The organism is Microbacterium sp. NPDC055502 (genome assembly GCF_053643635.1).
Genome location: NZ_JBSHKJ010000001.1, coordinates 1 through 19,138, shown reverse-complemented (window position 1 = coordinate 19,138; position 19,138 = coordinate 1). Strand labels below are relative to the sequence as shown.

The 19,138-nt window shown below is 69.6% G+C and carries 20 protein-coding genes and 1 tRNA gene; 8 read left to right on the top strand and 13 right to left on the bottom strand.

The window, feature by feature from the left end; all coding sequences use genetic code 11:
• Positions 1-42: 42 nt before the first annotated feature.
• Genes ACWH95_RS00105 through idi form a run of 7 tightly spaced genes read right to left on the bottom strand, consistent with a single transcriptional unit; the run spans position 43 to position 5,734 of the window.
• Positions 43-936, bottom strand: a complete 894-nt coding sequence (locus ACWH95_RS00105; protein WP_136031561.1) for a prenyltransferase — start codon at positions 934-936, stop codon at positions 43-45.
• Positions 933-1,292, bottom strand: coding sequence for a lycopene cyclase domain-containing protein (locus ACWH95_RS00100; RefSeq protein WP_454119974.1), 360 nt, complete (start codon positions 1,290-1,292; stop codon positions 933-935). Before ACWH95_RS00100 ends, ACWH95_RS00105 begins: the two co-directional genes overlap by 4 nt.
• The gene (locus tag ACWH95_RS00095; protein ID WP_206253531.1) at positions 1,289-1,591 is read right to left on the bottom strand and encodes a lycopene cyclase domain-containing protein; all 303 of its coding nucleotides are present in this window, start codon (positions 1,589-1,591) and stop codon (positions 1,289-1,291) included. The genes ACWH95_RS00100 and ACWH95_RS00095 overlap by 4 nt, the downstream gene beginning before the upstream one ends.
• Positions 1,592-1,635: 44 nt before the next feature.
• On the bottom strand, positions 1,636-3,225 hold the full coding sequence (gene crtI / locus ACWH95_RS00090) for a phytoene desaturase family protein (protein WP_136046247.1): 1,590 nt from the start codon (positions 3,223-3,225) through the stop codon (positions 1,636-1,638).
• Positions 3,222-4,130 (bottom strand): phytoene/squalene synthase family protein, encoded by a 909-nt coding sequence (locus tag ACWH95_RS00085; protein WP_136031568.1) that lies wholly within the window; start codon positions 4,128-4,130, stop codon positions 3,222-3,224. Before ACWH95_RS00085 ends, crtI begins: the two co-directional genes overlap by 4 nt.
• Positions 4,127-5,209 carry a polyprenyl synthetase family protein gene (locus ACWH95_RS00080; protein WP_136031569.1) on the bottom strand — a complete coding sequence of 361 codons (1,083 nt, stop codon included), beginning with the start codon at positions 5,207-5,209 and terminating at the stop codon, positions 4,127-4,129. Before ACWH95_RS00080 ends, ACWH95_RS00085 begins: the two co-directional genes overlap by 4 nt.
• Positions 5,210-5,212: 3 nt before the next feature.
• On the bottom strand, positions 5,213-5,734 hold the full coding sequence (gene idi / locus ACWH95_RS00075; protein WP_136031571.1) for an isopentenyl-diphosphate Delta-isomerase: 522 nt from the start codon (positions 5,732-5,734) through the stop codon (positions 5,213-5,215).
• A 73-nt stretch (positions 5,735-5,807) separates the two neighbouring features.
• On the opposite strand from idi, the gene ACWH95_RS00070 reads away from it, so the two are divergent.
• Positions 5,808-6,470: a MarR family winged helix-turn-helix transcriptional regulator gene (locus tag ACWH95_RS00070; protein ID WP_247637583.1), complete on the top strand. Its 663-nt coding sequence runs from the start codon at positions 5,808-5,810 to the stop codon at positions 6,468-6,470.
• A gap of 17 nt (positions 6,471-6,487) precedes the next feature.
• Here ACWH95_RS00070 and ACWH95_RS00065 read toward each other — a convergent pair whose 3' ends face one another.
• Together ACWH95_RS00065 and ACWH95_RS00060 are read right to left on the bottom strand one after the other, a co-directional pair.
• Complete coding sequence (locus tag ACWH95_RS00065; RefSeq protein WP_136031573.1) at positions 6,488-6,838, bottom strand: histone-like nucleoid-structuring protein Lsr2; 351 nt, start codon at positions 6,836-6,838, stop codon at positions 6,488-6,490.
• Positions 6,839-6,909: 71 nt separating this feature from the next.
• The gene (locus tag ACWH95_RS00060; protein WP_247982009.1) at positions 6,910-7,767 is read right to left on the bottom strand and encodes a LuxR C-terminal-related transcriptional regulator; all 858 of its coding nucleotides are present in this window, start codon (positions 7,765-7,767) and stop codon (positions 6,910-6,912) included.
• Positions 7,768-7,877: 110 nt separating this feature from the next.
• On the opposite strand from ACWH95_RS00060, the gene ACWH95_RS00055 reads away from it, so the two are divergent.
• On the top strand, positions 7,878-8,225 hold the full coding sequence (locus tag ACWH95_RS00055; RefSeq protein ID WP_136037065.1) for a DUF485 domain-containing protein: 348 nt from the start codon (positions 7,878-7,880) through the stop codon (positions 8,223-8,225).
• The gene (locus tag ACWH95_RS00050; protein WP_454119973.1) at positions 8,222-9,859 is read left to right on the top strand and encodes a solute symporter family protein; all 1,638 of its coding nucleotides are present in this window, start codon (positions 8,222-8,224) and stop codon (positions 9,857-9,859) included. Before ACWH95_RS00055 ends, ACWH95_RS00050 begins: the two co-directional genes overlap by 4 nt.
• A 95-nt stretch (positions 9,860-9,954) precedes the next feature.
• Here the strand turns inward: ACWH95_RS00050 and ACWH95_RS00045 are convergent, their stop codons facing one another.
• Entirely contained in the window at positions 9,955-10,467 is a 513-nt protein-coding gene (locus ACWH95_RS00045) for a methylated-DNA--[protein]-cysteine S-methyltransferase (protein ID WP_454120648.1), read from the bottom strand.
• A gap of 237 nt (positions 10,468-10,704) precedes the next feature.
• Between ACWH95_RS00045 and ACWH95_RS00040 the strand changes: the two genes are divergently transcribed.
• On the top strand, positions 10,705-14,373 hold the full coding sequence (locus ACWH95_RS00040) for an ATP-binding protein (RefSeq protein WP_136031583.1): 3,669 nt from the start codon (positions 10,705-10,707) through the stop codon (positions 14,371-14,373).
• Positions 14,374-14,661: 288 nt separating this feature from the next.
• Here ACWH95_RS00040 and mscL read toward each other — a convergent pair whose 3' ends face one another.
• Genes mscL through ACWH95_RS00025 form a run of 3 tightly spaced genes read right to left on the bottom strand, consistent with a single transcriptional unit; the run spans position 14,662 to position 15,982 of the window.
• Entirely contained in the window at positions 14,662-15,072 is a 411-nt protein-coding gene (mscL, locus tag ACWH95_RS00035; RefSeq protein WP_136031587.1) for a large conductance mechanosensitive channel protein MscL, read from the bottom strand.
• A gap of 26 nt (positions 15,073-15,098) precedes the next feature.
• Positions 15,099-15,371 (bottom strand): FmdB family zinc ribbon protein, encoded by a 273-nt coding sequence (locus ACWH95_RS00030; RefSeq protein WP_136031589.1) that lies wholly within the window; start codon positions 15,369-15,371, stop codon positions 15,099-15,101.
• 14 nt (positions 15,372-15,385) lie between these two features.
• On the bottom strand, positions 15,386-15,982 hold the full coding sequence (locus ACWH95_RS00025) for a 5-formyltetrahydrofolate cyclo-ligase (protein WP_136031591.1): 597 nt from the start codon (positions 15,980-15,982) through the stop codon (positions 15,386-15,388).
• Positions 15,983-16,022: 40 nt separating this feature from the next.
• On the opposite strand from ACWH95_RS00025, the gene galU reads away from it, so the two are divergent.
• From galU to ACWH95_RS00005, 4 genes are all read left to right on the top strand, one after another.
• Positions 16,023-16,910 (top strand): UTP--glucose-1-phosphate uridylyltransferase GalU, encoded by an 888-nt coding sequence (galU, locus tag ACWH95_RS00020; protein WP_136031593.1) that lies wholly within the window; start codon positions 16,023-16,025, stop codon positions 16,908-16,910.
• Between the two features lie 46 nt (positions 16,911-16,956).
• Complete coding sequence (locus ACWH95_RS00015) at positions 16,957-17,568, top strand: GNAT family N-acetyltransferase (RefSeq protein WP_136031613.1); 612 nt, start codon at positions 16,957-16,959, stop codon at positions 17,566-17,568.
• An 83-nt stretch (positions 17,569-17,651) separates the two neighbouring features.
• Positions 17,652-18,503 (top strand): hypothetical protein, encoded by an 852-nt coding sequence (locus ACWH95_RS00010; RefSeq protein ID WP_454119971.1) that lies wholly within the window; start codon positions 17,652-17,654, stop codon positions 18,501-18,503.
• 51 nt (positions 18,504-18,554) lie between these two features.
• A tRNA-Ala gene (locus tag ACWH95_RS00005) sits at positions 18,555-18,627 on the top strand.
• Positions 18,628-19,138: the final 511 nt, after the last annotated feature.

Genomic DNA, 19,138 nt, shown 5'->3' with positions numbered 1-19,138 from the left:
TTCCTTTCGGGAGGAGGTGGGTTCGTCGCGGGGGCGTCGGAGTCAGGAGACCCAGGCGAGGATGAGGATCATCGTGGCGAGGAAGCCGGCGATGTAGTTGAGGGCGATGAAGCGGCGCCAGGCGCGGTTGGTCCTGCCGGAGGTGTCATCGGTGACGTTCCACCACGGTGCGGCGTTCACGATGTAGGGCACGGCGAGTACCGCCGCGAGGGGGCCGGGCCAGGGCGTGAGGAGCATCGCGACCCCCGCCACCGCCCAGAGGCCGATCGCGAGGCGCACGGTGGCTCGGGCACCGATCACGGTGGCGATGGACGAGATGCCGCCCTCGCGGTCCGGCCCCACGTCCTGCACAGCGCCGAACGCGTGCGCCGCCATGCCCCACAGGAAGAACGCGCCGAGCGTGACCACGGTCGCCGCCGAGACCGGAGCTCCCGCGAGGGCGAGGCCGACGATGGCCGGGCTGACGAAGTGGGTGCTCGACGTGATCGAGTCGAGGAACGGCCGTTCCTTGAAGCGCAGCACCGGCGCGGAGTAGGCGATCACCGCGAACACGCTCACCGCGAGCCACCACCACGACGCAGGGTTGCCGACCGCGAACAGGTAGACGAGGAACGGCACGTTGGTCGCGGCAGCGGCCCACAGGGTGGCGCGGTGGATGCGCGGCGACAGCAGTGCTCCCTCGATCCCGCCCTTGCGCGGGTTCGCCAGGTCGGACGCGTAGTCGAACACGTCGTTGATGCCGTACATCGCCAGGTTGTAGGGGATGAGGAAGTACAGCGTGCCGATGACGAACGTGGGGTCGATCTCGCGCGTGCTGAGCAGGTAGGCGGCGGCGAACGGGAAGGCGGTGTTGATCCAGCTGATAGGCCGCGACGACAGGAGGATCTGCGCGATGTCGTGTCCGACTCCCGTGCGCGGCACGGACGCCCGGCTCATGCGCGCTCCTCCCGTTCGGTGGCGGCTGCGGTCGCTGCGGCCGAGGTTCCCCTACGGGAACGTCGCGCCCGCAGGGCGGTCCACACGGCGGGCAGCAGCAGCACCGCGGCGACCGGGTAGGCGAAGTCCTCCAGCGGCGCGAGACCGATGTGCACGCCGACGAGATGTGCGGGGGAGTAGTGGAAGAGCCCGGTCGCGATCATGACGGTGTCGAACACGGCCGTGAGCGCCAGGAGGGTCAGGGCGGTGGCGGCCAGAGCGCCGGCGTGGGGAGCGCGCCGGGTCACGAGCGCGGCGACGAGGCCGCCCGTCGCGGCGACGGCCAGGAACACGGCGGACAGCTGCAGATACGTCATCGGGCGACCTCCGCGCGGGGCGACCGTGCGCGGCGGCGCTCCATGATCCGCACGGCACCGCCGTACAGGACCATGGTGCACACGACCAGGAACACCAGGAAGACCGGCTCCTCGATCGGCAGCTCCGGGGCGAGGACGATGCCCGTCGCGATCACCGCATCACCGCGGAAGAAGATCCCGGCGGCGATGCCCGCCACGTCCCAGACGAGGAAGAACGCGACCCCGAGCACCGTCACGACGGCCGCGGCGAACACGTCGCGCCAGAAGAACAGGCGGAAGCGCCAGTCCAGCAGCAGCATGCACCCGAGCGACACCAGCAGGGCGCCGAGGTAGATCGCGCCGGTCACGGCCGGGCCGTCCGTTCCGAGGGCGCCGGCTCCGGGAGGGGACCGGGCGAGTGGTCGCCGCGGATGCGCTTGAGCACCAGCTCCGCGCTGATCAGGCACATCGGCACGCCGACCCCGGGCGCCGTCGTGGCGCCCGCGTAGTACAGCCCGCGGACTCGGCGCGACGCGTTCTGCGCGCGGAACATCGCGCTCTGCGACAGGGTGTGCGCCGGGCCCAGCATTCCGCCGCGCCAGGAGTGGTAGTCGTCGTGGAAGTCGGCAGGTCCCACGGTCTCGCGCACCACGATGCGTTCGCGCAGGTCCGGGATCCCCGCCCACGAGGAGATCATGTCGATCGCGGCGTCGGCGGCCGCTTCGATCTGCGGCGAGCCGGATCCGTCCGATCCGCCATGGCCGAGGTCGACATCGGCGGGCACCGGGACGAGGACGAAGAGGTTCTCGTGGTCGGGGGGCGCGACGTCGGCGTCGGTCGCGCTCGGGCGGCACACGTACGTCGATGCCGGTGCGGGGATCTGCGGGGTGCGCCCGAAGATCGCGTCGAAGTTCGCGTCCCAGTCGTCGGTGAAGAACAGGGAGTGGTGCGGCAGCTGCGGCAGCGATCCCCGTACCCCGAGCATGACCAGCACCCCGCCGGGCCCGCTTGTCCGCCGCGCCCACCACGACTCGGGGTACGACTGCAGCGACGGCGGCAGCAGCGCGGTCTCCGTGTGGTGCAGGTCGGCGCCGGACACCACGATGTCCGCCTCTTCCACGTGCTGGTCTCCGTTGGGGTCCGTCCACCCCACGCCCCACACGTGCGTCCCGGCGCTGTCGTCCCGCGTGAGGATGCCGGTGACCTCGGCTCCCGTCACGATGCGGACGCCCGAGTCCTCGGCCAGGGCCGCGATCCGCTCGACCACGCGCCAGAATCCGCCCTGCGGGTACAGCACGCCCTGATCGAGGTCGAGCGCGCTCATGAGGTGGTACATCGCGGGGGCGCTGCGCGGATCGGTGCCGAGGAAGACCGCCGGGTAGCCCAGGATCTGCCGGAGCACGGGGTGGCGGAAGCGCCGGGCGGCGAACGACTGGAGTCGGGTTCCCAGGAGGGAGAACAGGCGGGGGAGGGCACGCAGCACTTCCGGGGCCGCGAGGGAGCGCGTGCGGGTGAACGGGTTGTAGAGGAAGTAGCGCTGCGCCATGGTGCCCGCGTGGTACGCCGAGTCGAGGTAGCGGTCGAGCGTGGCAGCGGAGCCCGGCTCGAGGTCGTCGAACAGTCGTCGGACGGCATCGCGGCCCGCGGGAACGGTGACAGCGCCCTCCGCCGACTCCGGTGCGCGGAAGACGCGGTACCCGGGGTCGAGCAGCGTCAGGTCGAGCTGCTCCTCGGTGCTGGTGCCCATCATCCGGAAGAAGTGGTCGAACACCTCCGGCATCAGGTACCACGAGGGGCCGGAGTCGAAGCGGAAGCCCTCGCGTTCGAGCGTTCCGGCGCGTCCGCCCACCCGGTCGTTGCGCTCCAGCACCACGACCTCGTGTCCGTCGCGGGCGAGGAGCCCCGCGGTCGCGAGCCCCGCGACACCGGCACCGATCACGACGACGCGGCTCATCGGTCACGCTCCCACGCGGTGGTCGCGACGGCCCGTGCCGCGAGCAGCGCCTTCACCGGGTCCGGCACGCGCACACGGCGGCGGTAGAGTTCGGCGGCGGGGGTCTTCGCGACGCGGCGGGTGAGTGCGGCGAACAGCGCCAGCGCGCTGCGGACGGCCGCCCTCGCGTCCTTCGGCAGGAGGGGGATCGCGGCGCGGGCGTCGGCCAGCTGGCGTTCGACCGTGGCGACCCAGGCGTCGCGGTCGGCGTCCGTGAGCCGTTCGGTGCCACCGAGGTAGCCGCGCTGCAGGCGGTCGGTGTCGTCGGCGAGGTCGCGCAGGAAGTTGACGTTCTGGAACGCGGCTCCGAGCCGCCGGGCTCCCCGGTGCAGGATCTCCCGCTCCTCCGGGGTGCGGTCGGCATCGCGGAGGAACACCTGCAGGCACATGAGCCCGACGACCTCGGCCGAGCCGTAGACGTAGGCGGCGTGGGCGTCCGCGTCGTAGGCGGTGAACCCGGCGTCGCGGGAGATGTCGGCACGCATGGAGTCGAAGAACGGCCCCGTCAGGTCCTCGCCGATGGCGCACTCCCTCGCGGTGCGGGCGAACGCGTGCAGGATCAAGTCGCTGCTGTACCCGGTGCGCATCGAGCGGTGGGTCTCGGCGATGTACGAGTCCAGTGCCGCGGCCTGCGCCGAGGCGTCTAACCCGGCCTCGGCCGCGACCCCGTCCACGATCTCGTCGGCGATACGCACCATGGCGTAGATGTTGCGCACGTGCTGGCGATGCCGCGTGCCGAGAAGCCGGGTGGCGAGACCGAACGAGGTGGAGTAGGTGCGGATGACGTCGGTGGTGGCGATCTCGGCGGTGCGACTGAAGCGGCGCAGGGCGGCGGGATCCGGGCGTTCGACGGGGCGGGGGCTCATCGGCGGCGGCCCTCGATGCGGTCGGCGATCGCCAGGATCGTGCGCCCGGCCGCGGGGCTGAGCGTGCCGGACTCCTCCGCCTCGGCGAGCACGGTCGACACGGCGGTGAGCTGCTCCTGCACGAGTCCGCGGACGAAGCGCTCGGCGCCGCACTCGCGCAGACGGTCGCGGATGTCGCCGGCGTCGGACGCGCTGAGGTCGGCCGTGCCGAAGCGCAGCTCGATGCTCGGCCAGTGGCTCGTCATGCGCGCGTACGCGATGATCGCGGTCTCCTTGCCCTCTCGGAGGTCGGAGAAGGCGTCCTTGCCGTGTGCGTGCGGGTCGCCGAACACCGAGAGGAGGTCGTCCTGCAGCTGGTAGGCCAGTCCGAGGTGGGTGCCGATCTGGGTGAGCTGCTCCTCGGCTTCCGCGCTGGCTCCGGCGAGGACGGCAGCGGCGCGCAGCGGCAGCACGAAAGAATAGGTCGCGGTCTTGGACGCGCTCGTGGCGAGGATGGTCCGCAGGTCGGGCGTGACGATGCCATCGCTGAGGGCGACGTCGGCGTGCTCACCCGCGACGGTCTCGAACACGGTGGTGTCGAGCAGGGCCAGCAGCCGCTCGCGGCCGTCGGCGCTCACCTCGGCGCGGGCGAAGCCGAGCACTGCGGTCGACAGGAGCAGATCGCCGAGGAGGATCGCGCTCGCGCGTCCCCAGTGCAGGGCGGCGGCCGCGGTCTCGTCGGGGCGCCGCGCCACGAGCGAGCCGATGAGGTTGGGCCGCCCGCGCCGCGTGAGGTCGCCGTCGATCACGTCGTCGTGCAGCAGGAACGCGAAGTGCAACAGCTCGACGTGCGCGGCCACGTCGATCGCGCCCTCGGTCTCGCGTCGGGTGGGCACGGTCGTCGCCAGCGCGGGGAAGAGCTCCATCAGCATGAGCGGACGCAGGAGCTTGCCGCCGAGGGCGTGCTGGGCGGCCTCGTTCCAGAGCGCGGCGAACTCGGCCCCGTGATGCTCGGCGGCCACGGCGCGCTCGGCGAAGCGCCGCCGCAGGACCTCCTCGATCCGAGTACCGAGGTCTTCGTGCGTGATGGTCGTGCTCATGGCTCAGACCTCACCGAGGCTGCGGAGGCGTGGCAGTTGCTCGACGATCCACGGGCTGAACGCGAACGGAGCGAGGGCCACGGCCTCGGCCAGCGCCCCCGGGTCGACCCAGGCCCATTCCGACACCTCCTGCGGGTTGGCGACGGGATCGTGATCGAGCACGGCGACGTGCACGGGGCAGATCTCGTTCTCGACGATGCCGCTCGCATCCACGGCGCGATAGCGGTAGTCGGGGAGGACGAGGCGGACCTGGTCGACCCGGAGGCCGAGCTCGTGCAGGCCGTGCCGCCGCACCGCGTCTGCCATGTCCTCGCCGGGCTGAGGGTGTCCGCAGAAGCTGTTGGTCCAGACGCCGGGCCAGGTGCGCTTGGTCAGGGCGCGCCGCGTGACGAGGACGCGCCCGGACGGGTCGAGGACGTAACACGAGAAGGCCAGATGGAGGGGGGTGTCGAACGTGTGGACCTCGTGCTTGGGAAGGACGCCGACGGCTGTCCCGTCTTCCGCGAGGAGCGTGACCTGTTGCATGACTTCCCCGTCCTTTAGCTAACTTGGTGAAATATCAACTTAGCATGAATCTGTTCGTGTGTAACATGATCGCATGGACACCGAGCCCCGCACCACCCTGCGCTCCGGGGCGGCTGTGGCCGCGGACTCCTCCGCTGAATCGGCCTCGACGGAGAGCGCCGACGGGCTGAGTCACGGATCGATCTACCACGTCGACGCGAGCGACCCGCGCAGCACACTGATCGATCGCACCGGGGTGCCCCCGGAGGATCTGCGTCAGATCGCTCTCGTCATGGAGGCGCTGAGCGATCTTCGAGACGCCGAGCAGCGGCTGTCGCAGGCCTCGCGGCGATACATGCAGCTCAACGAGACCGACATGCGCGCGCTGCACTATCTGATCGTGTGTGCCAACCGTGCGATGGTCGCGACCCCCAGCGGCATCGCGCATCACCTGGGCGTGTCCACGGCGGCGACCACCAAGCTCCTCGACCGGCTGGAGAAGGGCGGGCACATCCGGCGGTCGCCCCATCCGACCGATCGTCGTGCGCTCGCCATCACCATCACGCCGGAGACGCGGCACGCCGCGATGGAGACCGTCGGCCGACAGCAGGCGAAGCGCTTCTATGCAGCCGCTCGGCTGTCTTCGGCCGAGCGTGATGTCGTGATCCGCTTCCTGAAGGACATGACGGAGGAGATCACCCTCCGCGATGAGCCGTGGGCGACGGCGGGCGCAAAAGAAGATCCCGCCCGACCGTGAGGTGGGGCGGGACCGTGTCACTGGGCCGCTTTGTAGGCTTCGAGGATGGGGGCGGGAATCCTCCCGCGTTCTGAGAGCGTGTAGCCGTTCTCATTCGCCCACGCGCGGATTGCCGCGACTTCGGGGTTGCGTGCCGGCCGTTTCCGGGTGGAACTCGAGCGCGACGGCGCGGATGATCCGCTCCCGGCGCGGCGGCCCGCGGAGATATACGGCTCGAGTGCGGCGCGCAATTCCTCCGCGTGCGCCGCGTTCAGATCGATCTCGTAGGACGTTCCGTTCAACGAGAAATGCACGGTCTCGCCTTCACCGACCTCCAGGACGCTGCCGTCGATATCGTCGACCAGTTGATGCACAATTCTTCTCGCCATGAATGCGACTGTACCTGCGGCACGCAAACGCAGCAATAATTCACGGTCGCTCGGCCGGAGAGAGAAGCAGTTCAGGGGAGAAGACCGGCGCGGCGTGCCTTCGTCACGGCGGCGTGCCTCGTCGAAGCATCGAGCTTCGACATCGCGGTCCCCAGATATGCCTTGACCGTTCCCTCTCTCAGGCCGAGCTGCGCGGCGATCTCGGCATTCGTCGCGCCGAGCGCCGCGCACGCGAGCACATCCGTCTCCCGAGGGGAGAGGTGCACCACCGGCACCGGGGCGGTGGTGGGCGGCACGGTCTCACCGGCAAGGGTGAGCAGACGCCGCTCCACCTGAGCCAGACGCGCGCGCACGCCGACGTCCTCGACCGCGGCGGCGATGCTGCGCAGTTCGGCGAAGCTCTCACGCAGCTCCTCGCGCTGCGGCGCCGCGACGGTCGGCGGCGTTTCCGTCGCCGCACGGAGCCTCCGCTGCACCTCGTCCCTGATGCGGAGCTCGTCCGCCACCGACTGCGCCACCTGCATGGCGGGCGCCGTGGTCACCCCGCCGACCTGCGCGTGGTCCCAGGCGCCGGCGTACAGAACGCCGCGCGAGCGTCCCTGCACCACGATGGGCAGGGCCAGAAGCGTGCGCAGCCCCTCGCCGAGGACGAAGACGTCGTAGTCGTGCGTGATCTGCCGTGACGAGCCGTAGTCGCTGGTCATGCGCGGCCGCAACTCCATCATGGCGCGCCCGCCGAGACCCCGTTCCGGTCGGACGCGCAGCCCGTCGAGCGACCGGGTGCGGGCCCCGACGATGCTGGTGACGCTCACCACGCCCTCTTCCACGAGACCGCCGAAGGCCACGGGGAACCGTGTGCGTCGTGCGAGCTCGCGCACCGCATTGGCGACGAGATCCGCCTCGGTCTCAGCGGCGATCGGAGAGGTCACGGAATACCTACTTTCGGGGGTGACGGCGCCGTTCCCCGTTTCGTAGCGTCGACCCTACCATTCGGGCGGATCGAGCCGCGCGAGCACGGGACATGTGGCAAGGAGGCCCCATGAACGACCATCAACCGACCCCTCAGAGCGGAGCGATCGACTACGTCGCCGTCGAACAGTCTCCGCGATTCGTCCGGCTGAAGCGAACGCAGAGATCGTTCATCTTCCCGTTGGCCGCTTTCTTCCTGGTCTGGTACTTCGTCTATGTGCTGCTGGCCGCATTCGCGCGCGACTTCATGGCGCAGCGGGTGTGGGGCGATATCACGGTCGGTCTGCTCTTCGGACTGGGACAATTCGTCACGACATTCGCGATCACCATGGCATATGTCGCATTTGCAAATCGCAGGCTCGATCCGCTGGCGACCGAGATCAGGGATGAACTGGAGAAGGCGCAGGCCGACGCATGATCGGTATTCGGACGGCTACCGACACCGTCGCCCTCGAGATCAATCCGGTCTTCAACATCTCGATCTTCTTGGCCTTCGTGGCGGTGACCCTGTTCATCGTCATCCGCGCGAGCAGGAACAACAAGACGGCGGCGGACTACTATGCGGCGGGGCGTTCGTTCACGGGGCCGCAGAACGGGTTCGCGATCGCCGGCGACTATCTGTCCGCCGCGTCTTTCCTCGGCATCTGCGGTGCGATCGCCATCAACGGGTACGACGGCTTCCTCTATTCGATCGGGTTCCTCGTGGCCTGGCTTGTCGCGCTCCTGCTGGTGGCCGAGCTCATGCGCAACACCGGGAAGTTCACGATGGCGGATGTGCTGTCGTTCCGCTTGAAGCAGCGCCCGGTGCGCATGGCGGCGGCCATCACCACCCTGGCGGTGTGCTTCTTCTACCTGCTCGCGCAGATGGCCGGCGCCGGCGGGCTCGTCTCGCTGCTGCTCGGCATCGACGGGCGCGTCGGACAGTCGATCGTGATCGCGGTGGTCGGCATCCTCATGATCGTGTACGTCCTGATCGGGGGGATGAAGGGAACCACGTGGGTGCAGATCGTGAAGGCGGTCCTGCTCATCGGCGGCGCTCTCGGGATGACGATCTGGGTGCTCGCGCTCAACGGGTTCAGCCTCAACACGCTGCTTGAGGCTGCGGTCGCCAACTCCGAGAAGGGTGACGCGGTGCTCGCGCCCGGGTTGCAGTACGGGGCGAATCCGTGGGACTTCCTCTCCCTCGGCATGGCCCTGGTGCTCGGTACCGCCGGTCTGCCGCATGTGCTCATGCGGTTCTATACGGTGCCGACGGCCAAGGAGGCGCGGCGGTCTGTGGTGTGGGCCATCTGGCTCATCGGCGGTTTCTACCTGCTGACGTTGGTACTGGGCTACGGCGCCGGCGCGCTCGTCGGAGCGGATGTGATCGCGGCAGCACCCGGTGGGGTGAACTCGGCGGCACCGCTCCTGGCGCTGCAGCTCGGCGGCCCCGTGCTGCTCGGTTTCATCTCGGCCGTCGCGTTCGCCACGATCCTCGCGGTGGTCGCCGGGCTGACCATCACGGCTGCGGCGTCGTTCGCCCATGACATCTATGCCAATGTGATCCAGAAGGGACGCAAGGATGCCGCGGGGAACCCGGTCGAGGCCGATCCGAACGGCGAGGTGCGCGTCGCCCGTCGCACGGTCATCGTGATCGGCATCCTCGCGATCGTGGGCGGTATCGGCGCTCAGGGGCAGAACATCGCGTTCCTGGTGGCGCTCGCCTTCGCCGTCGCGGCGTCGGCGAACCTGCCGACGATCCTCTACTCGTTGTTCTGGCGGAGGTTCACCACGCGTGGCGCGGTGTGGAGCATGTACGGCGGCCTGGGCTCGGCGATCCTGCTGATCGTCCTGTCTCCGGTCTTCTCTGGGACGCCGACGTCGATGATCCCCGGCATCGACATCGCGGTGTGGCCACTCAACAATCCGGGAATCGTCTCCATCCCGTTGGGCTTCCTCCTCGGCTGGCTCGGCACGGTCACGAGCACCCGACGCGAGTCGCCCGAGCTCGCTGCGGAGATGGAGGTCCGTTCCCTCACCGGCTTCGGTGCCGAGAAGGCGGTGGACCACTAGAGACCCCGTCGCCTCGGCGGAACAGGGAGGTGGACCCGGCGGCCTACTCGCCGGGTCCACTTCTCTGCGGGGTCGGGTGCGTGGGGTCGGGAGGCTCAGTGCGACTCGAGGTCGAGGAGGAATCGTTTGCGGTCGGGGTGTGCGCCGTACTGGCCCGGTGATCCGTCGGACCGCACCACACGATGGACCGGGACGATGATGGAGAAGGGCGTGACGCGGCAGGCGGTGCCGACCGCTCTGGCCGCTCCGGGGTGGCCGGCGAGGATTGCGACCTCCCCATAGCTCATGGTCTGCCCCCACTCGATCTCGCAGATGGTCTGCAGCGCTCGCCGCGCGAAGCCGTCCGTGAGTCGCCAGTCGATGCGCAGGTGCGTGTCGAACCGCACCGGACCGCCGTCGAAGTAGTCGAGGAGCAGCTGCGCCAGTTCGTCGGCGGCGCCGGGGGCAGGGGCGGGAACGGCGCCCAGCTGCCGAGACACCCCCTCCAGCAGCCAGGGGACGCTCGGGTCTTCCGACTCGGAGAGGTCGAAGCGCACGATGCCCTCGTCGGAGAACACGGCGAGGGCATCGCCGAACGGCGTCGGGGCGAAGTCGTAGCGGAAGCTCATGGCACCATCCTGGTGGGCGCGGCCGATGAGGACGATGCTGCGCTCGTCGCGTTTCACGGACCGTGGAGAACCTGAGCCGAGGCCTTGGCGGGGGAGGGAGGGTGAACGCCGGACGGACGCGCGGATTTTCGGCGGAAACCCGCCAGGGATACCGGCCTCCGGCGGTCGCGCGCCTAGGGTGTGAGTGTGTGGCGACGTGAAGGGAAGTCTGCGGACGGCACGGCGGCGGAGACCGTTGTGCCTCTCGGCGACCTCCACGAGACCTCGACCGGCGTGGACATCGCGCATGCCGCCGAGGCCGAGCGGACGAGGCTGAAGGCGGAGGCGGCTGATCTCGGAGGTCCCTCCCCGCTCACCAGTTTCCGTGACGGGCCGGAGTCCGGCATCGACATCTCCAAGGCCCACCCCGGCAGCCTCCCGCAGTTCATCACCGGCAAGTCCACGCTGCTGTCCAATCTCTTCCGCGACGAGGTGGGACTGCGCACCGCCCGACTCGCGGCCGAGCGCATCACCGCGAAGAACACCGAGCTGCGCACGGTCCGTGGCATCGAGGCCGTGCACCTGGCGGTCGGTGTCGCGCGATGGCGGATCGGTGGCGCGTGGTTCGCCGCGCCCGTGCTGCTGCGGCCGCTCGCGATCCGCCGTCACCATACCGACTTCGAGCTCAAGCTCCAGGGCGCCTTCGAGGTGAACCCCGAGCTCGTGCGCATCGCGAGGGAGCACTTCGGTCTCACGATCGATGCCGATGCCCTCGCTGCTCTCGCGTACGACGGCGGCATCTTCAAGCCGCAGCCCGTGATCGACAGTCTCCGCGCGCTCACGCGATCGATCGACACCTTCTCCGTCGAGCCGCGTCTCGTCGTATCGACCTTCGCCGACGTCGGTTCCGCCATGTCCCGCGATGGCGCAACCCTCGACCACACCGTGCTCAACGCTCTCGGCGGCCACGTCGGGGATCGCGAACAGCTCGCTGCGCCCCGGGCGGTGCCGCATCACACGGGCCCGGACGATCGTGCCCCCGCGTCGGACAACCTTCTTCTGGATGCCGACGCCGAACAGGAGGCGGTGCTCGCACGCATCGCGGCCGGGCACTCGTTGACCGTGGCGACGCTTCCGGGGACCGGGGGCACGCAGACCGTCATCAACGCCATGGGCGAGCTGGTCCGGGCGGGCAAGCGCGTGCTCGTGGTGTCAGCGCGACGGTCCACTCTCGACGGCGTGCGCCACCGTCTCGCCGGCATCGGGCTGGACAGCCTCGCCGTGTCGCCCGCCAGCGTGCGACGCGACCTCGTGAAGGCGATCGGCCGCAACGAGAAGGCGACGGCGCCGAAGGTGAGCGAGGTCGACGACGCACTCGTCCGGCTCCGCACTGTGCTGCGCGACTACCGTGAGGCACTGACGTCACCCGTGCCGGGGCTCGACGCCTCGGTCCTCGACGCCACGCGCCATCTCACCCGCCTCGCCTCCCTTCCGGTTCCGCCCTCGACCACAGCGAGGCTGGGGATCGACGCGCTCCGGCGACTCGCCGCCGATCGGACGGACGCGGCCGAGGCCCTCGCGCACGCGGCTCGTCTCGGCGAGTTCCGCGTCGGGCCCAACGACTCTCCCTGGTACGGCGTCACGTTCGCCAGCACCGAGGCCGCCCGTGCCGCACACGAGCTCGCCGGGCGACTGCACGCGACGAGCGTCCCGGCCCTCCTGGAGCGCGGCTACGAGCTGATCGCACAGACGCATATGCGCCCCTTCGCCACGATCGACGAGCTTGGCGAGTACCTCCGCCTGCTGCAGGGCATCCGCGACACGCTCGATCGCTTCAGCCCGACCGTGTTCGAGCGGCCGCTCGGCGAGCTCATCCAGGCGCACGGCTCACGACGCGATGCGCCGGGGATGTCCGGCGCGAACCGTCGTCGGCTGCGACGGCTGGCGAAGGAGTACGTGCGTCCGGGTGTGCACGTGACCGAGATGCACGAGGCGCTGCTGCGCATCCAGACGCAGCGCACGCAGTGGCAGCGCTATGTCGATGCGGGCGTCGCTCCGGAGATCCCGCTCGGGCTCGCCGACGTCTACGTGGCCTGGCAGCGGGTCGAGGCGGAGCTGGCGGAACTGGATGCGGCCCTGGGGCGCCGTGAGCCTCTGTCTTCCCTCCCGGTCGCGCGGCTGGTGCGGATGCTGGCGGGTCTCGCGGCGAAGTCCGAGGTGTTCGAGAACCTCGTGGAGCGCGCGCAGCTGCGCGACAAGCTGGCTCTCCTCGGGCTGGAGCCGCTGCTCACTGAGCTCTCGGTGCGACATGTGTCCGAGGCCCAGGTGGGGGAGGAGCTCGAGTTCGCGTGGTGGCAGTCGCTGCTGGAGCGGGCGCTGCAGGACAACCGGTCCCTGCTGGGTGCGAACACGGCCGTCGTCGACCGGCTCGAGCGCGACTTCCGGCTGGTGGATGAGGCGCATGCGGCGATGGCGGGACCGTTGCTGGCGTGGCAGCTGGCCAACCAGTGGCGTATCGCGATCGTCGACGAGCCGCAGCAGTCGCAGCATCTGCGCCGTGCGCTGACCCAGCCGTCGACCACGACCGCGGAGGTCGTGAGCGCGGCGCCGACCCTGGTCGACGTGCTCGCCCCGGTGTGGATCTCGTCGCCGTACCTCGTGCCGGAGATCCCTGACTCGGTGGAGTTCGACACCGTGCTGCTGGTCGACGCCGCTGCCATCAATCTCGCGGAGGCCGCCCCGGCGATCCGTCGCGCGCGCCAGGTGGTTGCGTTCGGTGATCCGGTGACACAGCGGCCCACGCCGTTCCACATCGCCGTCGATCCGTCCGAGGAGTGGGAGGCCGAGGTCCCGTTCGACGAGGTGTCGGTCTTCGAGCGCCTGTCCGAGCTGCTGCCCGTGATGACCCTCACCCGGAGCTATCGCGCGGGCGGTGAGGACCTCGCGGAGCTCATCAATGACGCGTTCTACGGCGGGGAGATCGTCTCCCTCCCGTGGGCCGGGTCCTATCTCGGCCGCGGCAGCCTCACGGTCGACTACGTGGAGGGGGGAACGGGCACTCCCGACCCCGTCTCCGGAGCGGTCGAGAGCCCGGACGCCGAGGTCGCGCGGGTGGTCACGCTCGTGGTGGAGCATGCCGTCCACCGTCCCGCCGAGTCGCTCATGGTCGTCACGGCGAGCACGCGCCACGCCGAGCGGGTGCGCGCGGCGGTGACCTCCGCGTTCGCCGGCCGCTCGGATGTCGCTGACTTCGTGGGCCGTGACACCGCCGAACCGTTCGCGGTCCTGACGCTCGAGGAGTCGGTGGCGGAGAGCCGCGACCGCGTGATCTTCTCGCTCGGATTCGGTCTGACAAAGCACGGACGGGTGCTCAGCGACTTCGGCGACCTGTCGACCCCGGACGGCGAGCGTCTGCTCACCGTGGGCATGACCAGGGCGCGCCGGTCGATGGTCCTGGTGTCGTCGATTCGGCCGTCGGCGTTCGACGACGGTCGGCTGGAGCACGGCGCCGCCACCCTCATGTCGATCCTGGGCGGTCTGGCCACGCGCGCGCGTGACGCACGTCTGGAGGATCTCGCCGATCCGCTGACGCTGGCACTCGCGCGGGAGCTGCGACGACTCGGAGCCTCGGTCGACGTGGACTACCGGGGACTGCTTCCGCTCGTGGCGCAGCATCGGGGCAAGGCGGTCGTGATCGAGTCCGACCCGGAGTCGCGGGGCGAATCGTTGCGCGAGACGCTGCGCCTGCGCCCGCACGTGCTCCGCCGCCTCGGGTGGCACTATGTGCGCGTGCACGCGTTCGACCTGTACAGCGACCCGCGCACCGTGGCGACGCGCATCGCGTCCGTGCTCGGCATCGCGGAGTCGACGGCTCGGGCCGAGAACGACACGCAGCCCATCGACCTCGGCGACCGCGGGCGTGAGTGACAGCGGCGACGCGGAGCCTCGGCAGCGCGTGGTTCGGGTGCCCGGGGCTCGCCGGGCCCGGTTGACACCGGTTCCCGGGAGCGACACGGCCCCTGAGGCGGCGACCACCGCGACCGGCGACGAACGCCGGACCGCTCCCGCGGGCGCCAAGGGCCCGAACGACGAGCAACTCCTGCGCGACGTGCCGCCGCACTACTGACACGGCAGTGCCCTGCACAAGAAAGACGCACGGCCCTCGGGAGGGCCGTGCGTCGTGAGTTCTGTGCCGCGTGGGGGCGCGGCCCGGTGTCAGGCGCCGCGCTGCTGCTTCTGCAGCAGGTCGCGGATCTCCGCGAGGAGTTCGGTCTCGCTGGCCTGGGCGGCCTCCTCGACGACCGGGTTCTTCTTCGCGCGACGCTCCTTGTAGATGTTCATCGGCATCACGAAGGCGAAGTACACCACGATGGCGACCGCGAGGAAGCTGATGATCGCGGTGATCAGGTCACCGATCGGGAAGGTGACCTCCTGCCCGTACAGGCCGGTGATCTTCGGGCCGAACTTCCCCGCTGCGTCCGCGACGAAGAACAGCGACACCAGCGGATTGATGATGCTGGCGACGATCGCGTTGACGACGGCGGTGAACGCACCGCCGATCACGACGGCGACCGCGAGGTCGATGACGTTGCCGCGCAGAATGAACTCTTTGAATCCCTTGATCACGGGAAACCCCCAAATATCGTGCGACCTCAGTTCGAGGCCGGGGTCGATGCGGCGGTCGTTTTGGCCCCCGTCGTCGAACCCGCCTTCGATGATGCCGAACCCGTCGCGGATGTGCCACTTCCGGCACGCGAGTCCGTGCGGTAGAAGCCGGAGCCGTTGAAGGTCACACCGATGGAGCCGTACTGCTTGCGCAGCGGGCCGCCGCACTCGGGGCAGACCGTGAGCGCGTCGTCGGAGAAGCTCTGGACAGCGTCGAACTGGTGCCCGCACGTCGTGCAGGCATAGGCGTAGGTGGGCATGGGGTCCTTGCGGTTCAGCGTCGCCGGGGCGACAGGTTCAGGGTCTGCGTCGGGGTGACGATGCCGTCCACCGGCTGATCGTGCACCTCCCGCGGCAGTGCGTCGAGTATCTCGGAATCATAGATGACGGCATACACGGGCGGGCACTTCTCCATGGAGCCGATCGTCTTGTCGAAGTAGCCGCGTCCCCAGCCCATGCGCATGCCGGAGCGGTCGACGGCGGCGGCGGGGACGATCATGAGGTCCACGTCGTTCACCGCGATCGGGCCGAGCACCTCGCCGGTCGGCTCCGGCAGTCCGTGCAGACCCTCGGCGACCTCGTCGGTGTCGTCGGCGACCGCCCAGTCGAGCAGCCCGTCGGCGCGCGTGACGGGCAGCAGCACGCGGATCCCCCGCCGCACAGCTCGGGTCACGAAGTCGCGCGTCCCGGGCTCGGTGGTGGTCGAGAGGAAGCAGGAGATCGACCGTGCGCCGAGCTCATCCACCAGCGCGTCGAGGCGTTCGCCGATCGCGTTCGCCGCCGCCTCACGCTGCGGGTCGGAGAGGAGTTGACGCCGTTCACGCAGGTCTGCCCGAAGGGCTCGCTTGGCGTGCTCGACGTCTTTCCACATGCTCCGAGTCTAGGGCGGGGCCCGGCGGTAGGCTGTGGGGATGGGTAACGAGAAGATCAAGGCCGTCATTCCCGCCGCAGGACTGGGGACCCGCTTCCTGCCAGCGACGAAGGCGATGCCGAAGGAGATGCTCCCCGTCGTGGACAAGCCGGCGATCCAGTACGTGGTCGAGGAGGCTGCCGATGCCGGCATCGAGGACATCCTGGTGATCATCGGGCGGAACAAGAACGCGATCTCCAACCACTTCGACTCGGTACCCGAACTCGAGGTCAAGCTCATGGAGAAGGGCGACACCGGTCGGCTCGAGCGCGTGATGAAGTCGAGCGATCTGGCCGACATCCACTTCGTGCGTCAGGGCGAGCCCAAGGGGCTCGGGCACGCGGTGCTGCGTGCCCGCACGCACGTCGGTGACAGTTCGTTCGCCGTGCTGCTGGGTGATGACCTGATCGACGAGCGCGACCCGCTGCTCACGGAGATGATCGCCCAGCACGAACGCACGGGCGCGGCCGTCATCGCGCTCATGGAGGTCGACCCGGACAGCATCCACATGTACGGCGCCGCTGCCGTCGAGCCGATCGAGGGATCCGACGCGGTGCGGGTCACCGGTCTCGTCGAGAAGCCCGCCAAGGAGGATGCGCCGTCGAACCTCGCGATCATCGGCCGCTACGTGCTCCCCGCGTCCGTCTTCGAGATCCTCGAGCGGACCGAGCCGGGCAAGGGCGGCGAGATCCAGCTCACCGACGCGCTGCAGGAGCTCGCGACGGCCGAGGGCGGTCCCGGCGTCGTCGGCGTGGTGTTCGGCGGGCGCCGCTACGACACGGGTGACCGTGTGGACTACATCAAGGCGATCGTGCAGCTGGCGACCGACCGCGATGATCTCGGAGCCGAGCTCCGCCCCTGGCTGAAGGACTTCGCGGAGCGCCTCTAGGCGATCGCGCGGGCGGTCGGGGTGCGGCATGGAGATGATGGCGGGGATGCGGCACGGGCCGGTTGAGCTGCGTCTGATCAGGACCAAGGACGCCAGGCCGCTTCAGCACGAGCTGCTGACGAACCGGTCGTGGCTGCAGCCGTGGGAGGCGACAGTGCCGCATGGCGCCGTGTCGTTCGACATGCGCCTCAGCATCCGGCGCCTGCTTCAGCAGTACCGTGACGGCGGTGGCTATCCGTTCGTCATGGAGTGCGACGGTGAGATCGCGGGGCAGCTGAACGTGTGGGGAGTGGCGCGGGGATCCCTGTGCTCCGCGACCATCGGCTACTGGGTCAGCGAGCGGTTCGCCGGGCGGGGGATCACTCCGACCGCTGTCGCCCTCGCGACCGACGCCTGCTTCACGGAGTACGGTCTGCATCGGATGGAGATCTGCATCCGACCCGAGAACGCCGCGAGTCTCCGCGTCGTGCAGAAGCTCGGCTTCCGGTACGAGGGCCTTCGTCGCCGGTACATCCACATCGATGGCGACTGGCGCGATCATTACGCTTTCGCACTCACCCGGGAAGACGTGCCCCAGGGTGTGCTCGCCCGCTGGCTGAGCGGTCAGGTCCCGCCTGAGGCCGCGGCCGTCCCTCCTTCGGACCGCATCTCGCTCTGATCCAGTCCTATTCCGCCCGGACACACCGCGACACGCGCCCGGCTGCACGGCGGCGCCACCCCGCTGCCCTTACCGTTGTCGTTATGGACGGGCCGGTGCTGAGCGGGGGAGTGATCGTGCTCGTCGCCGTGCTCCTGTGGATGCTCTATCTCCTGCCGTCCTGGCGCGGACGCTTCCAGTACAACGCCGCGGAGCGCAACGCCGTGCGGCTGAACCAGGCCCTCCGCGTGCTGGCAGAGACCAGTGAGACGCCGAGCGAGGTGCACGTCGAGCTCAATGCACGGACGGTGCTCGCTCAGCAGAAGCTCGCGAAGCGCGTGCAGTCGCAGCGCGAGGCGGCCGAGCTCGAGGCGTTGCGCGAGCAGCTCGCTGCCACCAAGGCGGACCCGGCGGTCCGGCGTGCACGCGCGCGTCGGCGCACGCGGATGCTTGCGACGTCCACGCTTCTGCTCGGCCTCGTCGCCGCCGGGTTCGGCGTATGGCAGCTCCTTGCCGCCGGATCCTCCGTGCTCCTGTGGGTGGGCGGCGCGCTCACCTTCACCGCCGCACTGATCCTGCAGCGCATGGCGTCGGTGGCGGTACGCGCGGCTCGCCGACCCCGGGTCGCGGTGCCGGCGGAAGCGCGGCGCGTCGCTCCGGAGCTTCACGACCAGGGGCGGGCGACCTGGACGCCGCGCCCGCTTCCCGAGCCGATGGTCTCGGTCACCGGCTCGCGAGCGCACGTCGCGCGTGCCGAGATGGATGCGCAGGAGGCGCGACGTGACGCCGTGCGACGCGCCGAGCTGCGGGAGCGCGCCGAGCGCCTCGCTCCCGCTCCCCCCGTCGCGATCCCCGCACCCGCGGCGGATTCTCCGTACGCGCGGATGGGTTTCGTGGACGACGCCGAGATCGAGGCGCACGTTCGCGAGCTTCTCGCACGGCGAGCGGCCGGTTGACTGCGCCGACACGAGCACCCCGCGCATCGTGATAACGTAGAACTCGTTCACGGGCCTATGGCGCAGTTGGTAGCGCGCCTCGTTCGCATCGAGGAGGTCAGGGGTTCGAATCCCCTTAGGTCCACAACAACACATGGAGAAAGCCGCCGGGTCACCGGCGGCTTTCTTCGTCTCCGCCCGGGGCTTCCGTTCCGTCCGCAGCATCATCTCGGCGCGAATGGTTCGATGCCGCAGCAGAGCGTGTGCGCGCGTCGCGGACCCGTCGGCCGGCGTCCGCTCCGCAGGATCCGAGCCGGAATCCACCGGGTGGGGGTGCGACACGCCCGGGCGGATGGGGCGATTTGCCCGACCCCCGGAATCCACGTAAGTTATTACCTGTTCGCCCCAAACGGTTGAGCGGAGGTCCTCGGACCGGCTCCCGTCAAGCATCGAACACCTCCCGATTCCAGAACAGCTCGTTAGAGCAATCCGGATGAAGGTGCTGACTCGTTCCCTCGAGCAGGTCGCCGGACGGCGATTTGACAACGGAAACGAGATCGGTAAGATAGAGAAGTTGCCCTGCGGGCCTGGTTGTGATGGCTGGGTCGTGGGAGCATCCGATCCTTGAGAACTCAACAGCGTGCACTTGTCAAATG

Coding starts and splice junctions, on each gene's coding strand:
- ACWH95_RS00010 (WP_454119971.1), top strand. CDS start 17,652: ATGGACGGGCCGGTGCTGAGCGGGGGAGTGATCGTGCTCGTCGCCGTG.
- ACWH95_RS00050 (WP_454119973.1), top strand. CDS start 8,222: ATGATCGGTATTCGGACGGCTACCGACACCGTCGCCCTCGAGATCAAT.
- ACWH95_RS00095 (WP_206253531.1), bottom strand. CDS start 1,591: ATGCTGCTGCTGGACTGGCGCTTCCGCCTGTTCTTCTGGCGCGACGTG.
- idi (WP_136031571.1), bottom strand. CDS start 5,734: ATGCAACAGGTCACGCTCCTCGCGGAAGACGGGACAGCCGTCGGCGTC.
- ACWH95_RS00045 (WP_454120648.1), bottom strand. CDS start 10,467: ATGAGCTTCCGCTACGACTTCGCCCCGACGCCGTTCGGCGATGCCCTC.
- ACWH95_RS00085 (WP_136031568.1), bottom strand. CDS start 4,130: ATGAGCCCCCGCCCCGTCGAACGCCCGGATCCCGCCGCCCTGCGCCGC.
- ACWH95_RS00065 (WP_136031573.1), bottom strand. CDS start 6,838: ATGGCGAGAAGAATTGTGCATCAACTGGTCGACGATATCGACGGCAGC.
- galU (WP_136031593.1), top strand. CDS start 16,023: ATGGGTAACGAGAAGATCAAGGCCGTCATTCCCGCCGCAGGACTGGGG.
- crtI (WP_136046247.1), bottom strand. CDS start 3,225: ATGAGCCGCGTCGTCGTGATCGGTGCCGGTGTCGCGGGGCTCGCGACC.
- ACWH95_RS00015 (WP_136031613.1), top strand. CDS start 16,957: ATGCGGCACGGGCCGGTTGAGCTGCGTCTGATCAGGACCAAGGACGCC.
- ACWH95_RS00055 (WP_136037065.1), top strand. CDS start 7,878: ATGAACGACCATCAACCGACCCCTCAGAGCGGAGCGATCGACTACGTC.
- ACWH95_RS00105 (WP_136031561.1), bottom strand. CDS start 936: ATGAGCCGGGCGTCCGTGCCGCGCACGGGAGTCGGACACGACATCGCG.
- ACWH95_RS00100 (WP_454119974.1), bottom strand. CDS start 1,292: ATGACGTATCTGCAGCTGTCCGCCGTGTTCCTGGCCGTCGCCGCGACG.
- ACWH95_RS00070 (WP_247637583.1), top strand. CDS start 5,808: ATGGACACCGAGCCCCGCACCACCCTGCGCTCCGGGGCGGCTGTGGCC.
- ACWH95_RS00030 (WP_136031589.1), bottom strand. CDS start 15,371: ATGCCCACCTACGCCTATGCCTGCACGACGTGCGGGCACCAGTTCGAC.
- ACWH95_RS00080 (WP_136031569.1), bottom strand. CDS start 5,209: ATGAGCACGACCATCACGCACGAAGACCTCGGTACTCGGATCGAGGAG.
- ACWH95_RS00025 (WP_136031591.1), bottom strand. CDS start 15,982: ATGTGGAAAGACGTCGAGCACGCCAAGCGAGCCCTTCGGGCAGACCTG.